Origin of the sequence: Sphingobacterium rhinopitheci (assembly GCF_022627575.1) — a bacterium.
Classification (GTDB): Bacteria; Bacteroidota; Bacteroidia; order Sphingobacteriales; family Sphingobacteriaceae; genus Sphingobacterium; species Sphingobacterium rhinopitheci.
Genome location: NZ_JADEYQ010000005.1, coordinates 23,529 through 49,957 on the forward strand (window position 1 = coordinate 23,529; position 26,429 = coordinate 49,957).

Annotated in this window: 24 protein-coding genes; 10 read left to right on the forward strand and 14 right to left on the reverse strand. The window is 36.6% G+C overall.

Annotated features, from left to right (window positions below):
• Positions 1–63: 63 nt before the first annotated feature.
• The 9 genes from atpG to IP023_RS07435 all read right to left on the reverse strand — a co-directional run bounded on the left by atpG (position 64) and on the right by IP023_RS07435 (position 8,178).
• Complete coding sequence (gene atpG / locus IP023_RS07395; protein ID WP_241789628.1) at positions 64–942, reverse strand: ATP synthase F1 subunit gamma; 879 nt, start codon at positions 940–942, stop codon at positions 64–66.
• 78 nt (positions 943–1,020) lie between these two features.
• Positions 1,021–2,595: a F0F1 ATP synthase subunit alpha gene (gene atpA, locus IP023_RS07400; protein ID WP_241789629.1), complete on the reverse strand. Its 1,575-nt coding sequence runs from the start codon at positions 2,593–2,595 to the stop codon at positions 1,021–1,023.
• 55 nt (positions 2,596–2,650) lie between these two features.
• Positions 2,651–3,196: a F0F1 ATP synthase subunit delta gene (locus IP023_RS07405; RefSeq protein ID WP_241789630.1), complete on the reverse strand. Its 546-nt coding sequence runs from the start codon at positions 3,194–3,196 to the stop codon at positions 2,651–2,653.
• Between the two features lie 28 nt (positions 3,197–3,224).
• Entirely contained in the window at positions 3,225–3,725 is a 501-nt protein-coding gene (locus IP023_RS07410) for a F0F1 ATP synthase subunit B (protein WP_241789631.1), read from the reverse strand.
• Between the two features lie 109 nt (positions 3,726–3,834).
• Positions 3,835–4,026, reverse strand: a complete 192-nt coding sequence (locus IP023_RS07415; protein ID WP_241789632.1) for an ATP synthase F0 subunit C — start codon at positions 4,024–4,026, stop codon at positions 3,835–3,837.
• 36 nt (positions 4,027–4,062) lie between these two features.
• Complete coding sequence (atpB, locus tag IP023_RS07420; protein ID WP_241789633.1) at positions 4,063–5,142, reverse strand: F0F1 ATP synthase subunit A; 1,080 nt, start codon at positions 5,140–5,142, stop codon at positions 4,063–4,065.
• Between the two features lie 94 nt (positions 5,143–5,236).
• Positions 5,237–5,635: a hypothetical protein gene (locus tag IP023_RS07425; protein ID WP_241789634.1), complete on the reverse strand. Its 399-nt coding sequence runs from the start codon at positions 5,633–5,635 to the stop codon at positions 5,237–5,239.
• A complete protein-coding gene (locus IP023_RS07430; protein ID WP_241789635.1) occupies positions 5,628–5,855 on the reverse strand; it encodes an AtpZ/AtpI family protein in 228 nt (75 codons plus the stop codon). The genes IP023_RS07425 and IP023_RS07430 overlap by 8 nt, the downstream gene beginning before the upstream one ends.
• Before the next feature lie 67 nt (positions 5,856–5,922).
• Complete coding sequence (locus IP023_RS07435) at positions 5,923–8,178, reverse strand: helix-turn-helix domain-containing protein (protein ID WP_241789636.1); 2,256 nt, start codon at positions 8,176–8,178, stop codon at positions 5,923–5,925.
• Positions 8,179–8,269: 91 nt separating this feature from the next.
• Between IP023_RS07435 and IP023_RS07440 the strand changes: the two genes are divergently transcribed.
• The 4 genes from IP023_RS07440 to IP023_RS07455 all read left to right on the forward strand — a co-directional run bounded on the left by IP023_RS07440 (position 8,270) and on the right by IP023_RS07455 (position 13,596).
• The gene (locus IP023_RS07440; protein WP_241789637.1) at positions 8,270–8,770 is read left to right on the forward strand and encodes a cupin domain-containing protein; all 501 of its coding nucleotides are present in this window, start codon (positions 8,270–8,272) and stop codon (positions 8,768–8,770) included.
• A 129-nt stretch (positions 8,771–8,899) separates the two neighbouring features.
• Positions 8,900–10,753: a DNA topoisomerase IV subunit B gene (locus IP023_RS07445; RefSeq protein ID WP_241789638.1), complete on the forward strand. Its 1,854-nt coding sequence runs from the start codon at positions 8,900–8,902 to the stop codon at positions 10,751–10,753.
• Between the two features lie 35 nt (positions 10,754–10,788).
• Positions 10,789–11,631 carry a formyltetrahydrofolate deformylase gene (purU, locus tag IP023_RS07450; protein WP_241789639.1) on the forward strand — a complete coding sequence of 281 codons (843 nt, stop codon included), beginning with the start codon at positions 10,789–10,791 and terminating at the stop codon, positions 11,629–11,631.
• 171 nt (positions 11,632–11,802) lie between these two features.
• The gene (locus IP023_RS07455; protein WP_241789640.1) at positions 11,803–13,596 is read left to right on the forward strand and encodes a hypothetical protein; all 1,794 of its coding nucleotides are present in this window, start codon (positions 11,803–11,805) and stop codon (positions 13,594–13,596) included.
• Between the two features lie 56 nt (positions 13,597–13,652).
• Here IP023_RS07455 and IP023_RS07460 read toward each other — a convergent pair whose 3' ends face one another.
• The 3 genes from IP023_RS07460 to IP023_RS07470 form a co-directional block, all read right to left on the reverse strand.
• Complete coding sequence (locus tag IP023_RS07460) at positions 13,653–14,555, reverse strand: class I SAM-dependent methyltransferase (protein WP_241789641.1); 903 nt, start codon at positions 14,553–14,555, stop codon at positions 13,653–13,655.
• A 115-nt stretch (positions 14,556–14,670) separates the two neighbouring features.
• Positions 14,671–15,426, reverse strand: a complete 756-nt coding sequence (locus tag IP023_RS07465; protein ID WP_241789642.1) for an ABC transporter ATP-binding protein — start codon at positions 15,424–15,426, stop codon at positions 14,671–14,673.
• A 13-nt stretch (positions 15,427–15,439) separates the two neighbouring features.
• Positions 15,440–16,174 carry an MlaE family ABC transporter permease gene (locus IP023_RS07470; protein WP_241789643.1) on the reverse strand — a complete coding sequence of 245 codons (735 nt, stop codon included), beginning with the start codon at positions 16,172–16,174 and terminating at the stop codon, positions 15,440–15,442.
• A gap of 227 nt (positions 16,175–16,401) precedes the next feature.
• Here IP023_RS07470 and IP023_RS07475 point away from each other — a divergent pair, with 227 nt between their 5' ends.
• Both IP023_RS07475 and ispG read left to right on the forward strand, forming a co-directional pair.
• A complete protein-coding gene (locus IP023_RS07475; RefSeq protein ID WP_241789644.1) occupies positions 16,402–17,307 on the forward strand; it encodes a LiaF transmembrane domain-containing protein in 906 nt (301 codons plus the stop codon).
• A 29-nt stretch (positions 17,308–17,336) separates the two neighbouring features.
• Positions 17,337–19,343, forward strand: a complete 2,007-nt coding sequence (gene ispG, locus IP023_RS07480) for a (E)-4-hydroxy-3-methylbut-2-enyl-diphosphate synthase (RefSeq protein ID WP_241789645.1) — start codon at positions 17,337–17,339, stop codon at positions 19,341–19,343.
• Positions 19,344–19,414: 71 nt separating this feature from the next.
• Here ispG and IP023_RS07485 read toward each other — a convergent pair whose 3' ends face one another.
• Positions 19,415–20,650, reverse strand: a complete 1,236-nt coding sequence (locus tag IP023_RS07485; protein WP_241789646.1) for an MFS transporter — start codon at positions 20,648–20,650, stop codon at positions 19,415–19,417.
• A 123-nt stretch (positions 20,651–20,773) separates the two neighbouring features.
• On the opposite strand from IP023_RS07485, the gene fsa reads away from it, so the two are divergent.
• The 3 genes from fsa to rnr all read left to right on the forward strand — a co-directional run bounded on the left by fsa (position 20,774) and on the right by rnr (position 24,602).
• Positions 20,774–21,433 (forward strand): fructose-6-phosphate aldolase, encoded by a 660-nt coding sequence (gene fsa / locus IP023_RS07490; protein ID WP_241789647.1) that lies wholly within the window; start codon positions 20,774–20,776, stop codon positions 21,431–21,433.
• Positions 21,434–21,523: 90 nt separating this feature from the next.
• Positions 21,524–21,988, forward strand: coding sequence for a Fur family transcriptional regulator (locus tag IP023_RS07495; RefSeq protein WP_241789648.1), 465 nt, complete (start codon positions 21,524–21,526; stop codon positions 21,986–21,988).
• Between the two features lie 484 nt (positions 21,989–22,472).
• A complete protein-coding gene (gene rnr, locus IP023_RS07500; protein WP_241789649.1) occupies positions 22,473–24,602 on the forward strand; it encodes a ribonuclease R in 2,130 nt (709 codons plus the stop codon).
• A 107-nt stretch (positions 24,603–24,709) separates the two neighbouring features.
• Here the strand turns inward: rnr and IP023_RS07505 are convergent, their stop codons facing one another.
• Positions 24,710–25,693, reverse strand: a complete 984-nt coding sequence (locus IP023_RS07505) for a metallophosphoesterase family protein (protein WP_241789650.1) — start codon at positions 25,691–25,693, stop codon at positions 24,710–24,712.
• Between the two features lie 175 nt (positions 25,694–25,868).
• On the opposite strand from IP023_RS07505, the gene IP023_RS07510 reads away from it, so the two are divergent.
• Positions 25,869–26,369 (forward strand): hypothetical protein, encoded by a 501-nt coding sequence (locus IP023_RS07510; RefSeq protein ID WP_241789651.1) that lies wholly within the window; start codon positions 25,869–25,871, stop codon positions 26,367–26,369.
• The last annotated feature ends 60 nt before the right edge of the window (positions 26,370–26,429 follow it).

The following is a 26,429-nucleotide window of genomic DNA, read 5'->3' on the forward strand; positions in this document are numbered from 1 at the left end:
ATATAAAGCACAAAAAAAGCGGTAAGAAAATCTTACCGCTTTTTTGTATATCAATACATTTGATTAACTGTTTGACAAGGCAGCAGCTCCAGATACAATCTCTGTAAGCTCTGTTGTAATAGCCGCTTGACGTGCTTGGTTGTATGATAATTTTAATGCTTTGATTAAGTCACCAGCATTTTCTGTTGCCTTATCCATCGCAGTCATACGTGCACCATGCTCAGAAGCATTAGAATCTAATACAGCCTTAAATAATTGAATCTTAATAGCCTTAGGAATTAATTCTTCAATAATTTTTTCTTTAGAAGGTTCAATAATGTAATCTAATTCGGCTACATCATTTGTTTTTTCTTCAGGCAATAGAGGTAATAATTGCTCTGCAGTCAAGATTTGTACTGCAGCATTACGGAATTGATTATAAACCACTTCCACTCTATCGATATTTCCTTCTTTAAATTCATTCATAATGAATTCCGTCACTTTAGATACGTTTGCGAAATCTAAATTGTTGAATAACTCATTATTATTACCAATAACGTTGAAGTTACGTCTAGCGAAGAATTCTTGACCACGCTTACCAATAGCTACAATACTTACATCACCTTTAGCAAATTGATCCGCATATTTGTCAGCGATCAAATTGTTAGCCGTTTTAATAGCATTAGCATTGAAAGCACCTGCAAGACCTCTATTAGAAGTAATAACTACTACTAATACCTTATTAGGAACACGGTCTTGAGTATAAGGTGAATCAGAACCTTCTACTGAAGCAGAAACTTGAGCAAGAATATCTCTTAATTTATTGGCATATGGGCGCAATTGAACAATAGCGTTCGTTGCACGTTTTAATTTAGCAGCAGATACCATTTTCATAGCTTTGGTAATCTGTTGCGTGGAGCTAACCGATACAATACGGTTTCTTACTTCTTTTAAATTTGCCATATTATAATAGAGATTTGAGTTCGGAGTATTGTGTATTGAGTATATTCTCTATACTCAATACTCTTTACTCACATCTAATTAATATTTTGAAGCTAATTCTTTAGCTACAGTTTCTAAAACATTAGTTAACTCATCAGTGAATTTACCAGCTTTAAGGGCTGCTAAAACTTCTGGATGACGTTGCTCTAATTGTGTTAAGTATTCTTCTTCGAATTGACGTACTTTGTCCACAGGAACAGCACGTAATAATCCTTTAGTACCAGCGTAGATAATAGCTGTTTGCTTTTCTACAGATACTGGAGCGAATTGACCTTGTTTCAAGATCTCTACGTTACGAATACCTTTATCTAATACCGCTTTAGTAGCTGCATCTAAATCAGAACCGAATTTAGAGAAGGCTTCCAATTCACGGAATTGAGCTTGATCTAATTTCAAAGTACCTGATACTTTTTTCATAGACTTGATCTGCGCATTACCACCAACACGAGATACCGAGATACCTACGTTGATCGCTGGACGGATACCTGCGTTGAACAAGTTAGACTCTAAGAAAATCTGACCATCTGTGATCGAGATTACGTTTGTAGGGATATACGCGGATACGTCACCTGCTTGAGTCTCAATAATAGGAAGAGCTGTTAATGAGCCACCACCTTTTACTAAGTGCTTGATAGAATCTGGTAAATCATTCATTGCACGAGCGATAGTATCTGAAGAGTTGATTTTCGCAGCACGCTCTAATAAACGAGAGTGAAGGTAGAAAACGTCACCTGGATACGCTTCACGTCCTGGAGGACGTTTTAACAATAATGAAACCTCACGGTAAGCTACCGCTTGTTTAGATAAATCATCATATACGATCAATGCTGGACGACCTGTATCACGGAAGAATTCACCGATTGCAGCACCTGACATAGGAGCGTAGAATTGTAGTGGCGCAGGATCAGCAGCAGAAGCAGCGACAACAACAGTATATGCCATTGCACCTTTTTCTTCTAATGTACGCACGATGTTAGCAACAGTAGAGTTCTTTTGACCTACAGCAACATATATACAGAATACTGGTTGACCAGCATCATAAAACTCTTTTTGGTTGATGATAGTATCGATACATACCGCAGTTTTACCTGTTTGACGGTCACCGATTACTAACTCACGCTGTCCACGACCTACTGGAATCATCGCATCGATAGCTTTGATACCTGTTTGTAATGGTTCAGTTACCGGTTGACGGTAGATTACACCTGGCGCTTTACGCTCGATAGGCATCTCATAAGTATCACCTGTGATTGGACCTTTACCATCGATAGGCTGTCCTAAAGTATTTACTACACGACCCAACATACCTTCACCTACCTTAATAGATGCGATACGGTTAGTACGTTTGATTGTATCACCTTCTTTGATTTCATCAGAAGGACCTAAAAGTACAACACCTACGTTGTCTTCTTCTAAGTTCAATACAATACCTTGCAATCCATTAGCAAACTCAACCAACTCACCTGATTGAACTTTTGTTAAGCCGTAAACACGAGCAATACCATCACCTACTGTTAGTACGGTACCTACTTCCTCTAATTCGGCCTCTGACTTAAAGCCTGACAATTGCTCTCTAAGAATTGCCGAAACTTCATCTGGTCTTACCTCTATCATTTTACTTCGTATAAGGGGTTTTAGATTCTATTATTTCTTAATAACCAACGGAGGACTAAACGCCTTGGTTGATTAAATATCTTTCTAATTTATTTAACTTACCAGCTAAAGTAGCATCGATCTGTCTATCACCTACTTTTACGATAAATCCACCGATCAATGATGCATCTACTTTATTAGTAAGGACAATCTGTGCATTAATTTGCTGTCCGATAATAGTTTTTAACGCTTCGATATTTGCTGCAGACAATGGTGCCGCAGAAGTAACTTCAGCTTTTACTATACCTTTAATTTCGTTGTATTCGCGAACAAATTCCAAAGCTGTAGCATATAAAATATTGCTACGACCTTTTCTAACCATAATATCAAAGAAAGCTAATATCTCTGGTCTTACTTTACCGCCGAATAAAGAATTTAAGATGTTTTGCTTCTTATCTGTTTTGATAATCGGGTTACTCAAAACAGCTTGCAACTCAGTGCTAGCCTTGATAACAGCAGCAATTTGCTCCATATCAGACTTTACGGCATCTAAATTACCTTGCTCACTTGCTAAATCAATTAATGATTTGGCATATCTCGAAGCGACTTGGAATACTGACATACGTTATTCTTTAATTTGCGTGATCCAATTAGTTAATTTTAACATCTTTCAACAAGTCAGCTACTAGCGCTTCTTGTTTATTTTGGTCTTCAAATTCTTTTGTTAATACTTTACGAGCGATATCTAAAGACAAAGCAGATACTTGATTCTTAACCTCCGCTAAAGCTTTTAATTTTTGTTCTTCAATTTCACGTTTAGCGCTTTCGATCAATTTAGCACCTTCCGTTTGCGCAGCAGATTTTGCTTCAGCAACGATTTTATCTTTCAAGTCTTTGGCTTCTTTCAAGATATTGTCACGTTCTTCACGAGCTTCTTTTAATAATTGCTCGTTTTCGTTTGTCAATCGTGCCATTTCAGTTTTAGCTTTCTCTGCTGAAGCTAAAGCCTCTGTGATACCTTGCTCACGCTCTTCTAAAGCATTAACAATAGGTTTCCAAGCAAATTTTCCTAAAATAAAGATTACAATCAATAAAATTATTATTTGCCAAAAGAACAAACCATACGAGAACTGATTAATTAATGCTTCCATTTATATGTTTTATAAAATATTAAGTTTAAAATTCTTTAATTTTTCGTTTTTAAATATCACTCGTAACCAACCGTTACGAGTGACATTTATTCCTTTTAATCAACTTGGATTATGCACCTAAGATTAAAGCACCGAATGCTAAACCTTCTACTAAGGCACCAATGATGATCATTGCAGTTTGAATTTTACCAGCTGCTTCAGGTTGACGTGCGATAGCTTCCATTGCTGAACCACCGATTTTACCTAAACCTAAACTTGCACCGATTACGATTAAACCTGCTCCTACTAAATTTGGGATCATAATAATTATATATTAAAAATTAACAAAAAATTCCTATTAATGGTGACTGTGTTCCTCTACAGCCATACCGATAAACAATGATGATAACATCGTAAAGATAAAGGCTTGCAAGAATGCTACCAATAACTCTAAGAAGAATAAAATCAATGTTAATAACATAGATACGCCGATACTACCACCAACAGTCAATTGTTGTTGGAATAAGTACACGATAGCGATCAATCCCATTACTACAGAGTGACCTGCTGTAATATTGGCAAATAAACGCAACATCAAGGAGAAAGGTTTAGTAAACATACCTAATACCTCGATTGGTGCTAATACAATTTTGAATGGAACGGGTACACCCGGCATCCAGAAGATGTGTTTCCAGTAATCTTTGTTCGCTTTTACATTTGTCACCACAAACGTAAACAATGCTAAACACAAAGTGATAGAAATATTACCCGTCACATTGAATCCTAGTGGCGTAAGGCCTAATAAATTCAATAAGAAAATAAAGAAGAATACCGACAATAAGTAAGGCATAAATTCTTTATAACGGTGACCGATATTTGGAATAGCCATTTCATCACGAACATACAATACCAAAGGCTCTAAAGCACGACCTATACCTTTAGGCAAAGTGTTGGCTCCTTTTTTGTACGTTTTAGCTAATGAACCAAAACCAATAAATAACAACAATGTAGCCAACATCATACCTACTACACCTTTAGTGATTGAAAAATCTAATGGTTTAGCATTTGTAGGGTGATGATGCTCATCGTAGTTAAGTGTTCCTGCAGCATCAGTTTTATAAATCTTACCGTGGTACAATTTATAATATTGACCCGCATCTTCTACTACTGCTTCATGTTGAAAATCAGCAGAAGAAAATATTTTCAAACCATTATCAATTAAAATAACTGGCAATGGGAACCCAACATAGTCATCACCATTTTTATACAATGTAAAAAAGTGATCATCCGCTAAGTGATGTTTGATGTGCGCATTGATAGAATCAGCTTTAGACATTAACGTACTAGCATGAGCCTCATCAGCGGCTTTTGATGTAAAAGGATTGACAGCAAGGAATATTACTGCAAAAAATAAAAGTGCTCTCTTAAGATTCACCATTTTTAGATTACTGTTGAATAATGAAAAATTTTGCGCAAAAATACAATTTTATTTGGCATATATCTGCATTTGTGGAAACTTTTTTTCTAAAAGTTTATCGTTTTGTATCTTCCTGATTCAAAGCACTAAACGCAATATATACATCAAAGAAAAGGAAAACAAAGAATACCACTAAAAAGTTATATTCAATAAAGTCATTTTCAAATTTATTTAAGCCATTTTTTATGTAAATGTAACTCGCCACGCCCTTCAAAGTCATTAAGGCTAAAAAAATTAATCCTAATTTTTCAGGCATAGCGTATTGAGTTCCAAAAATAGATAGTAATATAACCAAGGATGCTATCGCACCAAAAGCATACAACCCTTCTAACGTATACTCGGACTGTGCCCACAATTGATTTACTTCCATAGAAGATAAGATCAAGTATTGCGCACCGTACGCTGCTCCTGCTACAATCAGCAGCATTAATAGATATTTGATATAGTTACTCATTTTTACTAATTCGATTGGCTTGTCTAATAAACTGATAAAGGGAGCCAATCACCCCTACCATCGTCATTGCTTTTGTTAACCATCCTCCAGCTATATCGTACCTATCATCTAACCATGTCCCGAGCCAATAAAACAAATAAATAGTGGCTCCCATTTGGAAAGGCATTGACGTGAAGACAATCCACTTATTTATCTTTTTATTTGACTTATTATCTTTCAAATAGCTGCGTATTGGGTCACAAAGATAAGACAAACATTGCAGATATCAGCACATTAATAGCGGATTACTAGGTATTTTTAGCTTCTAAAACTTTTTGACCGATTTTGATCTCTGGATATGAAAAATCATCCCCCAAAATCATCTTAATTTCGGATGAAGATTTACCTTCATTATCTTTAATAACGGTGATGATCCTATCCAATTTACGCTTGTCTATTAAATCCTCAGCATCAATATCTTCGCCAACAAAATGAATCAAATGTCCATAGATTGTTCCTTCTACTAACCCCCTCTTTACAGCGATCTGCGCTATATCAAAACCATCTTGATACATAGCTAATGTGACTTCTTTGGTGTCGGGTTCTTTTTCTGCAACATCAGGTGAAGAGTTGACCGTTTCGTCCTTAATTTTAGTTATTTTTAGATCAATGTCCTCCAAACTTTCATCTTTAGTTAATGCTTTAGCTATAGTTAGGCAATGTTGTAGCACTTCGTATTTGCGCTTGAAATCTAATAATAGAGCTTTTAATTCTTGAATATATTTCTTCGTACGTTTCCTTACTTTCCAATCTTCAATATGTTGCTCTGTTGTATCGAGCAAATCGGTTTTCATTTTTGGTAAGAACCAATTTACAGCAGAGGCCGTACGTTCGGCTATTTTATCATAGTCGACAGCAGCTACATCAGAAAGCATCCCATATAGCTGCGTCACAAACTTATGGGCTACTAATTCTTGCTGTTTGATATCTTGTGTCAACTTCGCAAAATAAGCCTCTACGCCTTCTTTGTTATCGATATTACGATCAGACAATGATTGGGCGATCTCTACTACCGCTTCAGACAATAAATTCCAGCGGAAACTTTGTAATAAAATTTGCCCTAAATAAGCGCGTTGACATTGCTTTAGCACTTTATCCAACTGATCTGTATTCATTAGCTCACTCATAAAGTTGACTACTTGATAGTCCGTACGTATGGAATGTGCTGATATTTTAGAGCGCAGCACTAAGCCTTCCAACCCTGTCAACCTACTCAATGCGACATAAACTTGTCCTGAAGCAAAAGATGTACCTGCATCAATAATCGCTTTTTCAAAAGTCAAGCCTTGACTTTTATGTATCGTTATGGCCCAAGCAAGTCGCAAAGGATATTGCGAAAAGGTCCCTAAAACCTGTTCTTCAATTTTATCTTCTCCTTTATTGTAATTGTACTTTATATTCTGCCAAGTTTCACGACGCACGATAACATCTTCTGTCCCATCTTTAAAACCTACAAGGACCTGATGTTTATCTAGGTTTAATTCTTTAACAAAGCCAATCTTTCCATTAAAATATTTACGATCCTCGCCTACATCATTTTTAATAAACATCACCTGTGCACCTTGTTTGAGCGCTAATGTTTCCTCGGTAGGAAAAGACCCCTGTTGAAAATCATCTTTGACGACAGCCTTTACATTATGGAGCTTCCCTTTCAGCTTAACAAGCTCTTCTTGATTGATTTGGTCAGCAAGTTTATTATGTGAAGTCAAAGTAATATATTGTTCTTCATCAGGAGCTTTAAATGCTTCTTTGTAATGACCATTTAGCTGTTCTAAATCTTCTACCGAACAACTATTATTTCTAATATTATTCAAAATATGAATAAAGTGGTCATCGCGCTGACGATATATTTGTTGTAATTCTAACTTTACTAAAGGGCTAGATCGTAACACCTTGGCATCAAAGAAAAAAGTACTTGAGTAATGATTTTTAAGAATTTGCCATTCATGGTCACGCACAACAGGAGGAAGCTGATAAAGATCACCAATAAACAAAAGCTGTACACCACCGAAAGGTCTCATATCGCGTCTGACAGACTTCAATATCACATCTATAGCATCCAAAGTATCCGCACGCACCATCGATACCTCATCAATCACCAAAAGCTCCAACTCTTGCAATATGGCTCTTCGTTGCTTTGTTAATTTGATGGTACTAAAAAGGCGGCTTTTATTATATATATGATTGTCTTGATCATCCCATTTTAAGTCATAATCCTCGACAAATACACCAAAAGGGAGCCAAAACAATGCATGCAGCGTAGTGCCACCAGCATTCATTGCTGCCACACCTGTAGGTGCAGTAATAGCCATTTTTTTATAACAATTTTCTCTTATATATTTTAAAAAGGTAGTCTTTCCAGTACCAGCTTTACCAGTTAAAAAAAGATTTTGGTTGGTTTGATTAACAAATGCAGCAGCCTTTTTAAATATAATATTTGAAGTATCAAAGTTTACGGATTCCATCCTTACAAAGGTAATATTTAGAACCTCAAAAAATGACATAAAAGACATTTAAGCAATAATTCTTACTTTTATAAGACCTTTTACATTATTATATATTATCTTGACAAACTATTTTAACATTTACTCAGTTATGGCACATATTGATAAGACAGATTTGTTTAATGAAACTGCAGAACAGCTTAATTCTTTAGGTTTTACTGTTGAAAATATTGATCAAAACAGACCTTGGGGTGGTTTTTTTGTTATTGAAGAAAATCAAGCTCAAAATTTTGCGAATGAATTCTTTGAAGGTTTAGATATCAAAGACCTAAAAATTTCAGGAAAATTGAGCCCTAAAATTTTAATCGTAGCACCCAACAAAAGACTTTCTTGGCAATACCACCACAGACGCGCCGAAATATGGCGAGTAATCCGTGGTGAAGTTGGTGTAGCTACAAGTCAAAACGATGAACAGCATGAAATTAAAATATTAAAAGAAGGAGATTATATCCGTCTAGCACAAGGTGAACGTCATCGTTTAATTGGTTTAAACGAATATGGTGTGGTGGCAGAGATCTGGCAACATACAGATTCTGCAAGCCCTTCAGATGAGGACGATATTGTTCGTATTCAAGATGACTTCGGAAGATAAAAATCAAAAAAAGCTTTACTACATACAGTAAAGCTTTTTTATTTAAATAAGATAGCATAAATCAAAAATAATTCGGCAGTATTATTTCACCGTTATTTTACTATTTTTGCTTAGCTCAAGAAAATAAACATGACAACATATAACGAAGATAGTATACGCTCACTCGATTGGAAAGAACATATCCGCCTACGTCCGGGTATGTATATTGGTAAATTAGGTGATGGTTCGGCATATGATGACGGTATCTATGTACTGCTAAAAGAAGTCGTAGATAACTGTATCGATGAATTTGTTATGGGGGCTGGCCGCACTATTGACATCACCGTTACAGATAATAAAGTATCTGTAAGAGATTATGGCCGCGGTATCCCTATCGGCTCGGTAGTAGATGTAGTTTCAAAAATTAATACTGGCGGAAAATACGATAGCAAAGCTTTTCAAAAGTCTGTAGGATTGAATGGTGTTGGTACGAAAGCGGTAAATGCTTTGTCAACAAATTTTACTGTACAATCCTATCGTGATGGAAAAACGCGTATTGCTAATTTTAGTAAAGGAGAACTACAAACAGATGAACAAAAAGATACCACACAACGTAATGGTACTGCTGTAGCATTCTATCCTGATGATACTATTTTTAAGCATTATAAATACCGTAGTGAGTTTGTAGAGAATATGATTTGGAATTATGTTTTCTTAAATTCAGGCTTAACTATAAATTTTAATGGTCAGAAATTTATTTCAGAGAATGGACTTAAAGATCTATTAGAAAGAAATGTAGATACGGAAGGTATGCGCTACCCTATCATTCACCTCAAAGGGGATGATATTGAAATCGCAATGACACACGGCCAACAATATGGGGAAGAATATTATTCATTTGTCAATGGTCAACACACCACACAAGGAGGAACACATCAAGCCGCATTTCGTGAAGCACTCGTAAAAACAGTACGTGAATTCTATAAGAAGGAATTTGATGCTTCAGATATTAGAGCATCAATTATCGGTGCGATCGCTATAAAAGTTCAAGAGCCTGTTTTCGAATCACAAACGAAGACCAAACTAGGCTCTCAAAGTATTGGCCCGGAAGGACCAACTGTTCGTACGTTTATAAATGATTTTATCAAGAAAGCTTTAGACGATTACTTACACAAAGATTCGACTACAGCAGATGCTTTATTGAAGCGTATCTTACAATCCGAAAGAGAGCGTAAAGATATTGCAGGCATTAAGAAATTGGCCAATGAACGTGCTAAAAAAGCATCAGTCCACAACCGAAAATTAAGAGATTGTAAGCTTCACTTTGGGGATAAACACGAGCGTAATCTACAGACTACCTTATTTATTACGGAGGGGGATTCGGCATCAGGTTCCATCACAAAATCACGTGATGTACAGACACAGGCGGTATTCAGCTTAAGAGGAAAACCATTAAACTGTTATGGTCTAACAAAGAAAATAGTTTATGAAAATGAAGAGTTCAACCTCCTTCAGCACGCATTAAATATTGAAGATGGCATAGAGGGATTGCGATACAACAATATTGTGATCGCTACCGATGCCGATGTAGATGGTATGCACATCCGTTTATTGATGATGACCTTCTTCTTGCAGTTTTTTCCAGACTTAGTAAAATCAGGACACGTTTCAATTTTACAAACGCCATTATTTCGGGTACGTAACAAAAAAGAAACCATCTATTGTTATTCTGATGAAGAGCGTCAACAAGCGATTGCTAAGCTGGGCAATAAACCAGAGATAACACGATTCAAGGGTTTGGGGGAAATATCGCCATCTGAATTTGGTCAATTTATCAATGAAGACATCCGTTTAGAGCCTGTTATATTGACCAAAGAAAATAGATTACCTCAAATATTGGAATATTATATGGGTAAAAATACACAAGACCGTCAACGTCATATTGTAGATAATCTTCGTGTAGAGTTAGATACTGAAGATAAATTAACACAAAAAGCGGGCTAAGGTCCGCTTTTACCGACCAATTAAATACCATATTTATGAATCAACAAATGTTGGTCTTGATACAATGTCAAGATCAAGTAGGCTTAGTTGCTATTATTTCCAACACCTTATCTGCGTATCATTTAAATATTATCAATATGCGTGAATACGTAGATGAAGCGTCAAATAAATTCTTTGTTCGTGTAGTTTGCAATGGCACAAATTCGGATACCGAAGAACTACAATTGTCACTAGCTGCTGTTCTACCTGCACATGCTCAAATACAAGTAAACCCCAGTAGGCGTAAAAAAACAGTAGTTTTGGTTACTAAGGAGCATCATTGCATCGCCGACATCTTGGTTCGTCAGCACTTCGAAACATGGGGGTCAGAAGTACAAGCCGTTATAGGTAATTATGACGACTTAAAACCATTCGTTGAAAAATTCGACATACCATTCCATTATATTTCCCACGAAGGATTAAGTAAAAAAGATTTTGAAGAAGCTATAATAAGTCAAATCAAACAATACGATTACGATTATATCATCCTCGCAAAATTTATGCGTATTCTATCGCCTGACTTTGTAAAAACATTTGAGAAGAAGATCATCAACATCCATCACTCCTTCTTACCGGCATTCATAGGGGCTAATCCCTACAAGCAGGCCTTCGAAAGAGGCGTTAAAATTATCGGAGCAACAGCACATTACGTAACCGATGACCTCGACGAAGGACCAATCATCGTCCAAGATATTAGACATATCAACCATACCTATGGGATAAAAAATATGGTCTCCGCAGGTAAAGAAATTGAAAAAGCAGTATTAAGTCGTGCTATCCGATTATTGACAGAGGATAGAGTAATGCTCAATGGTAATAAAACGGTTGTTTTTGATTAAACAACCGTTTAAAGAGATACTATATTAATCTCGATTTATTATCCATTCTCGTCAACTACTTTTCAATGTATATCACCTATTAAGAAATATGATGAGACGCACTTTTTAGCCTAAACGGCATTATTTTTTAGTTGAACAATTTTTAAGCTCTTTGTAGCAATAAAAATTGTTATGACGCATACATTCCATATCCCAGTCCTAGGACTTGCATTTTCTATAGATTCACCTATTAAAGTAGCTCAATTTGGTATTTCTTCTGCTGTATCCATTGTTGATGATGAACTAACAGAGCGATTACGTGAGTACCACAGCAAACAACACAAGCTGGAGTTCATTGAGATCAGTAAAAAAGAATCGGATGCACGAGCAAAACGATTAACGGCATATCTAGACATGATGCAAGATATAATCGATAAGCAAGTCAGCACCTTAAAATCTTCCCAATTCAGCAATAACGAAACGTTGCATCACTATTTCAAACTACTACCAAAAAGCAATCCTGCCTATCATTTGTACCAACAATACCTTAGTACAGAAGATAGCACACAAAAAGAGAAGCTAGAATCTACCTTAAAAGAAATGATACAGCCTGGCGAGATAGATGTCAATATCATGTCCAAAGTAGATAAGGCTAATAAAGATGAGGAAGGCAAATTATTAGAAAGTATATTCTCTGATGCTACATCAGCATTGAGGGGATACACCAATAGTAAAGTAAAATCGTCAGTGGTACTTTCTGCGGGAATGAATCCTAAGCTATATAATTACTTATCTGAAATACCTGAATTTCTACCCAACAACGATGGTACCTTTAATAAAAAGGTATGCTTGAAAGTATCCGATTATCGCTCTGCTAACATTCAAGCTAAGTATTTGGCAAAAAAAGGCGTTTGGGTATCCGAATTTAGGGTTGAATCAGGCCTCAACTGTGGAGGTCATGCATTCGCAACAGATGGATACTTGTTAGGTCCAATATTGGAAGAGTTCAAGCAAAACCGCCGACAATTAATCGAAGAGCTATTACCCATATACAGCAAAGCATTAGCCGCTAAAGGAATTACAGTAGACCAATCACCTACACAACGTATAACCGCACAAGGCGGAGTAGGCACTGCGGAAGAGCAACAATTTTTACTTGAATACTACCAATTGGATAGTATCGGATGGGGCTCCCCCTTCCTGTTAGTTCCTGAAGCTACAACAGTAGACGATCAAACATTGGAAGCTTTGGCTACAGCAGATAAAGAGGATTTTTATTTAAGTGGAGCGTCACCACTAGGTATACCATTTCACAATTTCAGAAAAAGTACCGCAGAAGCCCAAAGGGAAGAGCGTGTAAATAGAAATAGAGCAGGTGCTCCATGTACAAAAAAATACCTTGTATCGAATGATGACTTCTCATCCGAGCCAATATGTACCGCATCACGTGTGTACCAACATACGAAACTTCGAGAATTGGAGTTATTACAAGAATTAGATTTCTTAGATCCCAACAACAATGATATCGAGAAATTAAAAAGGGAAATTACAGAAAAAACATGCCTTTGTGAGGGCTTAGCAGCTTCTGCATACCTAAAATATGATATCGCCAAACGTAAAGAAAATACAGCAGTAGCAATATGCCCAGGACCAAATACAGCTTATTTCAACCGTGTCTATTCGCTGACAGAGATGGTAGATCATATCTATGGACGTACAGATTTATTGAAAGATATCGATCGTTCTTCCTTCTTTATTAATGAACTACGTTTGTACCTAGAATACTTGGACAAATACTGCGTTAACAACAATAATCCGGATGATAAGAAAAAGAATTATATAGATTCATTTAGAAATCAATTAATAAATGGGATTAATTACTACAAAGGGATAGCAGATGACCTATATGGTGACAATATAAGCTCTAAAATAGCTTTCTTACAGGAACTCGATAGCGCACAAGATAGACTAACAAAAGAAAACTAATATATTAAAAAAGGCAACTATTAGGTTGCCTTTTTAATGTATATATTAATATAAACTTATTTAGCGATTTTTCTAAACTTACCAAATACTCCTAAAGGTAATTTAGGTCCTGCTGTAGCTTGAAGATAAAGCTCACCAATTTCTAAATTCTCTACTTTAGGGAAATTTGTTTTAATCAAATTCTCAACGATTACAGAAGAAAATCCCAAAGAATAGGTATTTAAGATCAAGAAGTGCTCCTCCGGATCTAACAATTGAACAACATCTCTCATCATTTCCATGATATTGTCTTCCAATTTCCACTTCTCTCCTTTTGGACCGTGTCCATAAGCGGGAGGATCAAGGATTATACCATTATATTTATTACCACGTTTCAATTCACGCTTCACAAATTTTAAGGCATCTTCTACCATCCAACGTACATTTGATAATCCCGATAGCTCTTGATTTTCATTCGCCCAAGTAACGACCTGTTTGATGGAATCTACGTGTGTGGTATCTGCTCCTGCCGCTCTAGCGATCATCGAAGCACCACCAGTATAAGCGAACAAATTTAAGAACTTAGGATTCGGTGTTTTTAAAGCCTTCACGGACGAAGATATATAATCCCAATTTACTGCTTGCTCCGGAAAAATCCCTACATGCTTGAAAGAAGTAAGACCTAATCGAAACTTGATAGCTACATCATTATTTTTATATTCAATATGCCAGCGATCCGGTGTTTTAGGATTTTTCTTAACCCATTCGCCAGATGTTGCCGAACGGCCTTTGAATTTTATATGATGAAGCTTATTCCACTCCGCATCTCCTAAAGTCTTTGGCCATACCGCCTGCGGTTCAGGACGGATTAAAATTAAATCACCAAAACGTTCTAATTTTTCGAAATCACCACAATCGATCAATTCGTAATCTTTCCAATGCTGTGGAGTAAGTAGTTGGATATTTGTTTGTGTAGACAATGTATTCTATATTTTTTTTGCAAAGGTACGGAAAATAGCGTAATGAAAATAGTGCAATAAAAAAGACCTATCTCAATGGACAGGTCTATATATAACAATTACGCGTTTGTATTATTTATTTCATGGTATCACGAGCGGCCTTCATCAAAGGACTAGCAAATACAAAATCGTTGAGTTCCATCACTTCAGAACTTAACATATCGGTATTTGATCCTTCCCAAAATTTCTGCCCTTTATGAAGAAACATAATGTACTCCCCTATTCCCATCACCGAATTCATATCATGGGTCACGACGATAGTTGTACAGTCATATTCTTGGGTAAGTTCCAAAATGAGCTCATCTATTAGTATTGATGTCGCTGGATCTAAACCAGAATTAGGTTCATCACAGAATAAATATTTAGGACTCATACTAATTGCACGTGCTATACCGACGCGTTTTTTCATACCTCCAGATAACTCCGCGGGATACAATTTATTTGTATTATGTAAATTAACACGTTCTAGACAAAAATTAGCACGGTCTCTTTTTTCAGATTTACTCATCTCCGAAAACATATCCAATGCAAATATTATATTCTGCTCGACCGTCATAGAATCAAATAATGCTGAATTTTGAAAAAGCATACCGATCTCTTTACGAATAGGTACTTTTTCTTCAAAATCCATTGCCGTGAATTCTTGTTTATCGAAAAATACCTTTCCTTGATTTGGAGCATGTAAGCCTACAATACATTTTAATAAAGTACTTTTTCCAGATCCAGAGCCACCGATAATAAGACTAACTTTCCCTGGATCAAATATGGCATCTATACCTTTGAGCACTTCATTAGTACCAAATGATTTATGTATATTTTGAATTTCAATCATAAATAAAATAGGATTATAACATCAATGCTGTAATCAGGTAATCACTGGCTAAAATCGTGATACAACCTATCACAACCGCTCTAGTACCCGCTTGACCAACTTCCAAAGCACCACCACGTACGTAGAATCCTTTGTATGCAGGAATAGACGTGATAATAAAGCCATAAACAAATGCTTTTACCATCGCTACAGCTATAGTAAAACCATTAAATCCAGCTTGAATACCCAATATATAATCCGTCTGGCTAACAGCACCTGTCAAAATACCACCTAGCATACCACCTATAAGTGCACAACAAATAGCTATTATTACCAAAACAGGAACCATCACAATACCTGCAATAATTTTGGGAAGGATTAAATAGCCTGCTGCATTAATCCCCATAATCTCTAAGGCATCAATTTGTTCGGTGACACGCATAGATCCGATTTGTGAAGATATAGAAGACCCTACTTTGCCCATCAATACTAGGGCAGAAATGGTAGGTCCTAATTCCAAGATATTAGAATCTCGGTTGATTTGCCCAATAATTGAATTTGGAATAAAATCAGAATCCAACTGAAATGCAATCTGCATCGTCATTACAGCACCAATAAATGTGGATATAATGATAATAAGTCCTAAAGAACCGATTCCAATATCACTCATTTCATGCATGGTCTCTCTCCAATATATCCGCCATTTCTCCGGTCTTTTGAAGACCTTTTTCAGGAGTAATAAATATTCACCAAAATAATAAAAGATCATATTATATAATTATACGCTCAGGTGCTAAAATACATATTTAATACTATAGTAACTCAAAAATGAGTGAATTGTTTATCAATTAAGAACAAATAGATAAGTTCACTTACCGAGAAAATAAATCCTTTCACCGAATAATAGGATTGGAATGCCTATTTGGGGATAAATAATAAACATAACAGCTTACCTTTGTTTGCATAATTCAAAGTAAACATTATATTTAACTTACTATGAAAGAAAAGATTTCAACAGGTATATGGTTCATATTTTTTGGTATAATAGCCTTATTACACAATTTTGATGTCATCAGGTTCAACTTTTGGGCAATTTTACCTTATTGGCCATTATTAGTTATCTCTCTGGGCGTTAATCTAATCTTCCAAAACAAGAAGAATGGTACCTTACCGCTATCGATTATAAATATTGGCTTGTGTTTATACCTAGGTTATGTAGGGATGACCTCTGACAAACGATTAAATATGGTAGATCACATTACAAAAAATGAAAATATAGACAGTAGCCAAATCGTTCCTAGCCTAATAAGTCCTTTTAGTGAAGGTGTTGAAAATGTCAAACTTAATTTAAATATTGGTGCCGTTGCCTTACAAATGGATAGTATTCCTAGTAGTGAATTACTTCAAGCTAGTACGTCACAAAATATCGGCTTAAAAATAAATGAATCAGAAGACAACACCGACAAAGTAATCGATATAAGCAGTGTCGTAAAAGGCGACACGAAAAATAACCCAAAAATCACTTTCTCACTTAACGAAAACCCTACTTGGGATATGGAAATAAATATGGGAGCAGCCTCCTTCATAGGTGATTTCAGTAAGTACAAATTAGCCAACTTAACGATCAATTCGGGTGCGGCAAGGATCAACTTCAAATTGGGAATGCCTATTAATGGAGAAACTACTATAGAATTAAATTCTGCAGCATCGTCCTGTCAGATTGCACTCCCTAAAGATGCAGCCTGTCGTGTGCTGATGTCGACTCTATTATCATCTAATAAATTAGAAGGTTTTGAAAAAGTAGGCGATTCCTACGAAACACCGAATTATGAAGCAGCCGACAAAAAATACATTATTAACTTTACAGGAGCCGCTAATTCTCTAAAGATTAATAGCTATTAATCCTATAAATCGCTAACTTTGCCCATACGATGAAGGCACAAAATACATTGATATTACCAGGTGGCTATTGCGATTCCAAGCTAACTTATTCGAGATTTCGCACACGCGAAGTACAAATTGGTGACATTCCGATGGGGGGAGATAATCCTATCCGTATCCAAAGTATGACCACTATAGATACAATGGACACTTTGGGTTCTGTCGAGCAAACAATTCGTATGGTCGATGCTGGTTGTGAGTACGTACGTATCACGGCACCAAGTATCAAAGAAGCGGAGAACCTAGGCAACATCAAAAAAGAACTTCGCGCTAGAGGGTATAATGTTCCATTGGTAGCCGATATACATTTCACACCAAATGCCGCAGAGGTTGCAGCACGACTAATAGAAAAAGTACGTGTCAATCCTGGTAACTATGCAGATAAGAAAAAATTTGATCAAATCGATTATACTGACCATGCGTATCAAGCAGAGCTAGACCGCATCTACAAAAAATTTGCTCCCTTAGTAAACATCTGCAAAGAATATGGTACTGCTATGCGTATAGGTACGAATCATGGATCACTGTCAGACCGTATCATGAGTAGATATGGCGATACGCCAGAGGGAATGGTCGAATCGGCGATGGAATTTATACGTATCTGTGAGGATCTAAAATTCCACAACCTATGTGTTTCTATGAAATCCTCAAATCCTATGGTGATGGTACAAGCCTATAGGTTATTAGTAGAACGTATGGTAGCCGAGGACATGAACTATCCACTGCACCTTGGCGTGACAGAGGCAGGTGATGGAGAAGATGGTCGTATTAAATCTGCTGTAGGTATTGGTACGCTATTGGAAGATGGTCTAGGAGATACAGTACGCGTTTCCTTGACAGAAGAACCCGAAAAAGAAGCACCTGTAGCAATTGCCTTAGTCAATAGATACAGTAAGCGTGCTGCAGAGCTCGCAAATACTGATCAACGAGAGATCCTAACACTTTCGAATGATAGCACAGCAAGACCTTATATTTCACAAGAAGTAAATACCTTCGTAGGGGGATCATTAGTTCCACGTGTAATCGTCGATATCTCCAGCAAAAATCTAAAAGATCCATTTATTCTTTCCGAGGTAGGCTATAGGTACGATGCCATCAATGACAAGTACCACATGGGAGATCAATCTGTAGATTTTGTATATTTAGGAGACGCGTTACCCTCCTTTACAATGCCCGGTAACTTAAAACAATTGTACAATTACCAAACATGGTACAGCCTAAAGAATAAAAGTAATATACACCCAATCTACAGCTTGGCAGAATACAATGCTGCCACGCATAAAGACACTGTTTTAAATCTCGTAAGGATATCTAATGATGACCTAGCTACAGTAGATTTTGAAAATCTACAATTGGATAAAACAGTAGTATTTTTGGTAGAAACAGATCATTTACATGGGATGGCAGACCAACGCCAATTTTTTGCGAACCTGCAAGAGATTGGAATTGATAACCCCGTAATAATAAGACGAACATATAAAGCAGCGGATTTTTCAGGACCAATAGGTGATATTATGAATCCTGAAGAGCCTATCTCAAAACTTCAACTTTATGCAGCGACAGATTTGGGAGCGCTATTGATTGATGGGTTAGGATCAGGTATTTGGATTGACTCTCCAGCTACCGCTATGGATAAATTAGTATCTATATCATTCGGAATATTACAAGCGACACGATCTCGTATATCTAAAACAGAATACATCTCCTGCCCTAGCTGCGGACGTACACTTTTCGATCTTCAAGAGACGACCCAAATGATTCGTAGCCGTACCAATCATTTGAAAGGTCTAAAAATTGGTATCATGGGTTGTATTGTGAATGGCCCAGGTGAGATGGCAGATGCCGATTATGGGTATGTAGGTGCTGGTCCAGACAAAATCACTTTGTATCGCGGACAAGAAGTCGTAAAAAAGAATGTCTCCTCAGCAAATGCATTAGATGAACTGATCAATATCATCAAATCCGATGGACTTTGGATCGAAGAGAACCAAGACTAATACTATAGTTCAACCTATACAAAAGGCTCCAGTAAATAACTATTACTGGAGCCTTTTGCTCTAAAGAGGATTTAACTTCCTTTCTGACTAAATAATTTGCGATGAATATGCATCCTTAGGTAGACATAATAGCAAACCGATATCATCACGCCTAAACCACCCATCATATACAAGGTAGACTTGATACCTATGCCCTCAGCTATGGCGCCAATAATCAAACTACCGATAGGAAATACCCCTTGAAAAGCCATTACATAATAAGACATGATTCGCCCTCTATAGGCGGACATTGAATGTGTTTGTATGTATGTATTTACGCTGGAGTTTTGCATCATCATAGCAAAGGAAACAGCTACCGTAAACAACAGTGCCGAGAATAGATGATGCGAGTACGCTAATAAAATCAACGATGCCCCCATAATCAGAGCTGCAAATAATACCCTATACCTAAGGTTGTCCCCAGATTTGAGTGTCGCCATTCGTATTGCACCTATCATGGCTCCAAAACCTGCAGCAGATTCAAACCACGAGAAGGTAGTTTCATTACCATCAAACAAATCTCGTGCTACAGCAGGCAGCAAAGAGGTATAAGGAATCACTATTAAACTAGAGAAGGACATGATAATAATCAACGAAGCAAGATGAGGAGAGCGTTTTAAATAATCAAATCCATCAACCAAGCCCTGCCAAGTAGAGCCCTTTGTCATCTTCCCTTCTCCTGCCGACTCATCTACATTCATCAAAAATAATGTTATCAAAACAGGAACAAAACTGACAAAATTTACAGAGAAACACACCAATTCTCCATAGGAGCTTAAAAGAAAACCACCCACTGCAGGGCCTATCATACGCGTAGCGTTAAATACCGATGAATTTAAGCCTATTGCATTAGGTAAATCTTTCCTACTACCTACTAAATAAGATAACAAAGACTGTCTTCCTAACACATCAAAAGCATTAATAACGCCTTGTATAAACCCTAAGATACAAAGCCAATACACATTGGCCATACCGAGATACACGACCAGAGTAAGTAGACCAGCTTGGATCATTAATAAGATTTGCGTGATAACAACCAATTTATATTTCGAGCGTCCATCCACGAAAGACCCTATAAAAGGAGATAAAAATAAAGAGGGGGATAAGGATATAAAAGAAACAAAACCTAACCAAAACATGGAATCGGTTAACTCGTAGACCATCCAACTTATCGCTATCCGCTGCATCCATGTACCTATCAACGATATCGATTGTCCAATAATGCTTAATCGAAAATTAGGGTAACGAAGAGACCTGAATAATTGCATACTGTTATTAATACTTAAAATGGCGTCGTGTAAATCTAAAGAAATAACTACATTTGTAACAGATAAAATAAAAGATAGTTTTTAATAACTTATTTTTAAACACAATATCATTCTTCAAATAAAATGAAATTTTTTATAGACACAGCCAATTTGGCTCAAATCAAGGAAGCTCAAGATTTAGGAGTATTAGATGGTGTAACTACTAATCCAAGCTTAATGGCTAAAGAAGGTATCTCTGGTCAAGAAAATGTAATCAATCATTACAAAGCAATTTGCGAAATCGTGGACGGTGATGTAAGTGCAGAGGTAATTGCTACAGATTACGAAAACATGATCAAAGAAGGTGAAGCTTTAGCTGCTTTAGATCCGAAAATCGTAGTTAAAATCCCTATGATCAAAGACGGTGTCAAAGCGATAAAATACTTTAGCAACAAAGGAATCAAGACAAACTGTACATTGGTATTTTCTGCGGGCCAAGCATTATTGGCAGCCAAAGCTGGTGCTACTTATGTATCCCCTTTCGTTGGTCGTTTGGATGATATTTCTGTAGACGGATTAGGCCTAATCGAAGAGATCAGATTAATCTATGACAACTATGGTTTCCCTACACAAATCCTTGCTGCATCTGTTCGTCACAGCGCTCATTTATTAGGCTGTGCTAAGATCGGTGCTGATGTAATGACAGGTCCATTATCTGTAATTACAGCCCTTCTAAAACACCCTTTAACAGATAGCGGTCTAGCACAATTTTTGGCAGATCACGCAAAAGCTGCAGGTAAATAATACCTTCCAATTTTGCCCAAAATATAAGCCTCTCAATCATAAAATTGAGGGGCTTTTTTATACCTATTATTTTATGTAATTTTACATAATATGAAGACATCAGAATCCGTAGACGATAAAGACATTTTGCATAGAGAATTTGGTTCTATTTTGAAATCATACAACCTCAAAGTAACGCAACCAAGGCTTCGTGTTTTGCAAATGGTTTCCGAAAAAAATACCGCGATATCACAACCAGAACTGGAGAAAATATTAGGTAGTGAAATCGATCGCGTAACACTATATCGCATACTTTCTAGTTTTGAGGATAAAGGAATTCTACACAAAGTCTTTGACTTAAACGGCACCGCTACCTATGCCATCTGTTCGACCAAATGTAGCGCTCACCACCACCATGACCAGCATGTACATTTTATCTGTTCAGTATGCAATTCTGTATTTTGCTTAGACGAGATAACCGTACCAAAGATCAACCTTCCGCCGAATTTTTCCCTTCATGGCATCGCTATTAACGCCGTAGGAATTTGCGATTCTTGCCAAAACAAACAGCCGTAAAGCACTATATTTTTAAATAAAACTGGTAATGGTTGATTTTAAATTTTAAATAATTTAAAACCACCTATTACCAGTTTTAAGCCATTTTTTGAATAAAAAACAGTGGTTATTTATTTTAGCTAAACAAACACTAACCTATTAAAAACAAATACATTAACAAAGCTAAAATACATTTTTAATTAACCTAAAAATTAAGCCAATTTTACCATTAAAAACAAAATAGGCCTAAAACAAGCATAAAAGCAGTTAATATTTAGCATAAACAAACACAATACACTATTTATCAATATATTAAACAAGCTAAAATAAATAAAAAATATACCAACAACGTAAATAAACAACATTACAAGCCAAATGCAGCTACATTAAGACTTTGGCTTCTATTTTGTATCTTAGATATTATTAAGAAAAACTACTACGTCAGTAGCGACCACTACCCTACCCTTAGTACAGGGATGGTCTCTTAAAACAAGAGTATAACTACATGAAAACAAAAAAAGAAAACCCGTACAAAGAAGTGTTGACACAGATGATAATCGATGTGTTCGAAAAATCGGGAAACAAACTTTTGAACTATAAACAAGTTGCTTCAAAGCTCAACATAAACGACACAGACTCCAAGGTTGCCATAGCCGAAATACTGGACAGCACATCCAAGTCAAGTCCATTTTTACAACCCGAACGCGGCAAGTTCAAGCTTCGTCAGCTTCAGGTTTACATCACAGGAAAAGTAGATATGACAGCAGATGGTTCTGCTTACATTGTACCAGAAGATGAGTTGGAAAACGACATCTTTGTATCCCCTCGAAAACTCCGTCAAGCACTACATAATGACATCGTCAAAGTACATGTTTACGAGCGCAAAAAAGGGAAGAAAAGAGAGGGTGAAGTTATTGAAGTTTTGCAACGTGCAAAGACCGATTTTACCGGTACCATAAGCATCTCCGAGACCTATGCTTTCTTCCTTCCGGATGATCGCAAAATGCTCCACGATATCTTCATTCCATTGAACAATCTGAACGGCGCAAAGCATGAAGAAAAGGTCTTAGTCACAATTCTCGAATGGCCGAAAAATGCTAAAAACCCGATCGGAAAAGTAAAGGCTGTTTTAGGAAAAAAAGGAGAGAATAACACCGAGATGAATGCCATTTTAGCAGACTATGGCTTCCCTTTAGAATTTCCTAAAGCGGTAGAAAATGCAGCTAATGAAATTGCTGAAAACATCAGTCCTGAAGAAATTGCTAAGCGTAGAGATTTTAGAAATACAACAACATTTACAATCGATCCATTGGATGCAAAAGATTTCGATGATGCCATTTCTTTTAAAACATTAGCGAATGGAAATTACGAGATCGGCGTACATATTGCTGACGTCTCCTACTACGTAACACCCGATAGCACATTGGACAAAGAAGCTTTCCAACGTGGTACTTCGGTATACCTCGTAGATCGTGTAATACCGATGCTTCCGGAGCGTCTATCCAACAATTTGTGCTCCCTTCGTCCACATGAAGATAAGTTATGTTTCTCTGCTGTATTCGAGATTGACGACAGTGCAAATGTTGTAGACCAATGGTTCGGTAGAACTATCATACACTCGGATCGTAGATTTACGTACGAAGAAGCACAAGAGATCATTGAGAATAAAGAAGGTGACTATTCGGAAGAAATATTAAAACTTAATGAACTAGCTTATATCTTGCGCGAGCGTAAATTCAAAAGCGGTGCTATTAGTTTTGAAACAGAAGAGGTAAAATTCAAACTTGATGAAAACGGAAAACCGTTGGGCGTATATACTAAAGTTCGTAAAGATGCACACAAGTTGATTGAAGACTTCATGTTATTAGCGAATCGTAAGGTAGCAGAATACATCGGCAAACAAGGGTCTACCAAAAATAGATTAGGCTTTGTATATCGTTTTCACGATGTCCCTAAACCGGACTCTTTAGCGAGCTTCTCTTTATTTGCTGCGAAATTTGGCCACAAGCTAAATACTAAAACAGATAAAGAAACAGCAAAATCGATAAACGTATTAATGTCCAAGATTGAGGGTAGCAAAGAACAAAACCTTTTGACATCACTTGCAGTACGCTCCATGGCGAAAGCGATATATACGACAAAACGCACATCGCACTACGGTCTAGCATTTGATTACTATACACACTTTACCTCCCCTATCCGTCGCTATCCCGATGTGATGGTACATCGTTTGTTGCAATTCTATTTGGATGGTGGCAACAATGTAAATACAGAGCATTACGAGAAATTGTGTGAACATTCATCGCAGATGGAAAAAAGAGCTGCTGAAGCTGAAAGAGCATCCATCAAATACAAACAAGCTGAATTCTTACTAGATCAAATCGGTATTGAATATACAGGTATCGTATCTGGTGTAACAGAATGGGGTATGTATGTAGAGATCGAAGAGAACAAATGTGAGGGTATGGTTCGTCTGAGAGATATCACAGATGACTTCTATACACTAGACGAGAAAAACTACGCTATCATTGGCCAGCGTAAGAAAAAAACGTACCAATTGGGTGATGAAGTACAAATCAAAGTCAAGAAAGTAGATTTAGAAAAAAGACAAATCGATTTTACGTTAATAAGTTAATTATAAAAGGGAACCTTAGTGTTCCCTTTTATATTATTTAAGCTTTATCGAAAACTTCTTACACGTACTCATTATATCTATAAACTCGAGATAGATTATATCTAAAACTATTTCAGTTTATAAATTGTGCCATTCATCCCACTTACAGAATCAGGCAAGGACTCCATCAAAATAGGACGATGGTTGGCCGGCTCGTAGCCAGTGATCTTAATCGATTCTATGGTCTTTCGCTTCGGCAACTCCAATATAGCGTATGCCTTTGATGCAGCACCACTGTGCCCCATTAGTTCACGAGGGCCACCACCAAGACATCCCGCATTTAGCAAGGTCAATTGCTCTTTGGTTGCTGGATAATATACATGTTGATGTCCCGATATATACATATCTACTTTATTAGCTTTCAAAAAATCCAATGTTTCATCTGCTTCTTCAATCACCTCGCCTTTTTTATTTTTGCTCGCTACAATAGCATACAAAGGCAGATGCCCCAATACTATGCGTGCACGCGCCTCCTTAGCTACGGGTAATACCAACTGTTGCTGCATCCATTCTTTTACTGCCTCCGGGATATATGCTGAAGAAGCATCCCAACTAATAAAAAAAACATTGTTCTTGATATAAGAAAAGTAATATGGAAAATGAGTATCATCGACATAGGTCAAATTTGCCTTATGCTTATGTGTGCTCCAAAAAGAAGAAGCCGACTCCCTATCCAATAGAAAACTCGGTGAAGCATCATGGTTACCCATTGTAAATCCAAATGGAACCCCCAACTGATATATAGGGTCCAATACAGCACGATCAAACGCTGTCCACATAGAATCCAATCGACCCTTTGTTAAAGATGCCTTTTGCCCAGCGACCATATCACCGCCACACAGAATAATATCAGGCTTGATATCTTTCACTCGGGACACCACATCATGTAATTCCTTACTATAAGTGACAGCACCATAACTATCATTCAAGTCAGAAATAAGGAGGATTTTAAGATTTCTATTTTTGGATTCCTTATGAAAATCTTGTGCCTTACTAACAGCTACAATTGTAAAAACACATATAATTAGCAACAATTTCTTAGGTAAATTCATATCACAAAGGTAAGGTAGATTGTAGTACTTCAAAAGAAAAAAACTCTAAGAAGGTTATTTTTGCATTTGCATAAAATAATGTAATGAACAAAGTGAATGTGCAACAAGTAGTACATTTCATTTGGAAGCTATAAAAAATGTAATAGTTTAAGCCAACTATTTAGTGTAATAAAGAATGAAATACATTACATTAATCGCAACATTACTCCTTTTTATGGGAACTAGTTGCCAGACTAGCGTAGATAAAAAATCTGATAGCCAATCAACGGCAACTGAAGGAGCAATTTCAACTACAACAATTGTTCAGCAAGACAGCATAGTTTCAGAATCTATTAAAGGCAAATATATTGTAGTAAAAGAAGATCGAGAAATCATTAGAGATGGAAAAATAACTGAATCTACAAGTGAAATCCTTGGTTATAAAACAATTTATGACTTCAAAAATGAAAATTTAGTATCTTTTTTTCTTCCGGATTATGAAAAGCCGATTGACTTAAAAATCAAACGTTCTGGTCTTTCTTACCATTTAACTAGTGAAAATGCTGAGGCAGAGGATGAACTTTTGATGCTGAAAAAGCATACACCAAATGAAGTCATCTTTGTGAGAGAGACGGCTGATAGAGATGAAGAAGGTGAAATTCTTGTGAGATTAACACTTTATATGAAACCCATTTAATAAGAAGTAGGTATTAAATCCATTTTTAAGCTACAAAACCTTAAGAAAAAAAAACAGGAT

Bases quoted from the DNA above. Each gene is read 5' to 3' on its own strand.
- atpG (WP_241789628.1), bottom strand. From the start codon at position 942: ATGGCAAATTTAAAAGAAGTAAGAAACCGTATTGTATCGGTTAGCTCC.
- atpA (WP_241789629.1), bottom strand. From the start codon at position 2,595: ATGATAGAGGTAAGACCAGATGAAGTTTCGGCAATTCTTAGAGAGCAA.
- IP023_RS07405 (WP_241789630.1), bottom strand. From the start codon at position 3,196: ATGTCAGTATTCCAAGTCGCTTCGAGATATGCCAAATCATTAATTGAT.
- IP023_RS07410 (WP_241789631.1), bottom strand. From the start codon at position 3,725: ATGGAAGCATTAATTAATCAGTTCTCGTATGGTTTGTTCTTTTGGCAA.
- IP023_RS07415 (WP_241789632.1), bottom strand. From the start codon at position 4,026: ATGATCCCAAATTTAGTAGGAGCAGGTTTAATCGTAATCGGTGCAAGT.
- atpB (WP_241789633.1), bottom strand. From the start codon at position 5,142: ATGGTGAATCTTAAGAGAGCACTTTTATTTTTTGCAGTAATATTCCTT.
- IP023_RS07425 (WP_241789634.1), bottom strand. From the start codon at position 5,635: ATGAGTAACTATATCAAATATCTATTAATGCTGCTGATTGTAGCAGGA.
- IP023_RS07435 (WP_241789636.1), bottom strand. From the start codon at position 8,178: ATGTCATTTTTTGAGGTTCTAAATATTACCTTTGTAAGGATGGAATCC.
- IP023_RS07440 (WP_241789637.1), top strand. From the start codon at position 8,270: ATGGCACATATTGATAAGACAGATTTGTTTAATGAAACTGCAGAACAG.
- IP023_RS07445 (WP_241789638.1), top strand. From the start codon at position 8,900: ATGACAACATATAACGAAGATAGTATACGCTCACTCGATTGGAAAGAA.
- purU (WP_241789639.1), top strand. From the start codon at position 10,789: ATGAATCAACAAATGTTGGTCTTGATACAATGTCAAGATCAAGTAGGC.
- IP023_RS07455 (WP_241789640.1), top strand. From the start codon at position 11,803: ATGACGCATACATTCCATATCCCAGTCCTAGGACTTGCATTTTCTATA.
- IP023_RS07465 (WP_241789642.1), bottom strand. From the start codon at position 15,426: ATGATTGAAATTCAAAATATACATAAATCATTTGGTACTAATGAAGTG.
- IP023_RS07470 (WP_241789643.1), bottom strand. From the start codon at position 16,174: ATGATCTTTTATTATTTTGGTGAATATTTATTACTCCTGAAAAAGGTC.
- IP023_RS07475 (WP_241789644.1), top strand. From the start codon at position 16,402: ATGAAAGAAAAGATTTCAACAGGTATATGGTTCATATTTTTTGGTATA.
- ispG (WP_241789645.1), top strand. From the start codon at position 17,337: ATGAAGGCACAAAATACATTGATATTACCAGGTGGCTATTGCGATTCC.
- IP023_RS07485 (WP_241789646.1), bottom strand. From the start codon at position 20,650: ATGCAATTATTCAGGTCTCTTCGTTACCCTAATTTTCGATTAAGCATT.
- fsa (WP_241789647.1), top strand. From the start codon at position 20,774: ATGAAATTTTTTATAGACACAGCCAATTTGGCTCAAATCAAGGAAGCT.
- IP023_RS07495 (WP_241789648.1), top strand. From the start codon at position 21,524: ATGAAGACATCAGAATCCGTAGACGATAAAGACATTTTGCATAGAGAA.
- rnr (WP_241789649.1), top strand. From the start codon at position 22,473: ATGAAAACAAAAAAAGAAAACCCGTACAAAGAAGTGTTGACACAGATG.
- IP023_RS07505 (WP_241789650.1), bottom strand. From the start codon at position 25,693: ATGAATTTACCTAAGAAATTGTTGCTAATTATATGTGTTTTTACAATT.
- IP023_RS07510 (WP_241789651.1), top strand. From the start codon at position 25,869: ATGAAATACATTACATTAATCGCAACATTACTCCTTTTTATGGGAACT.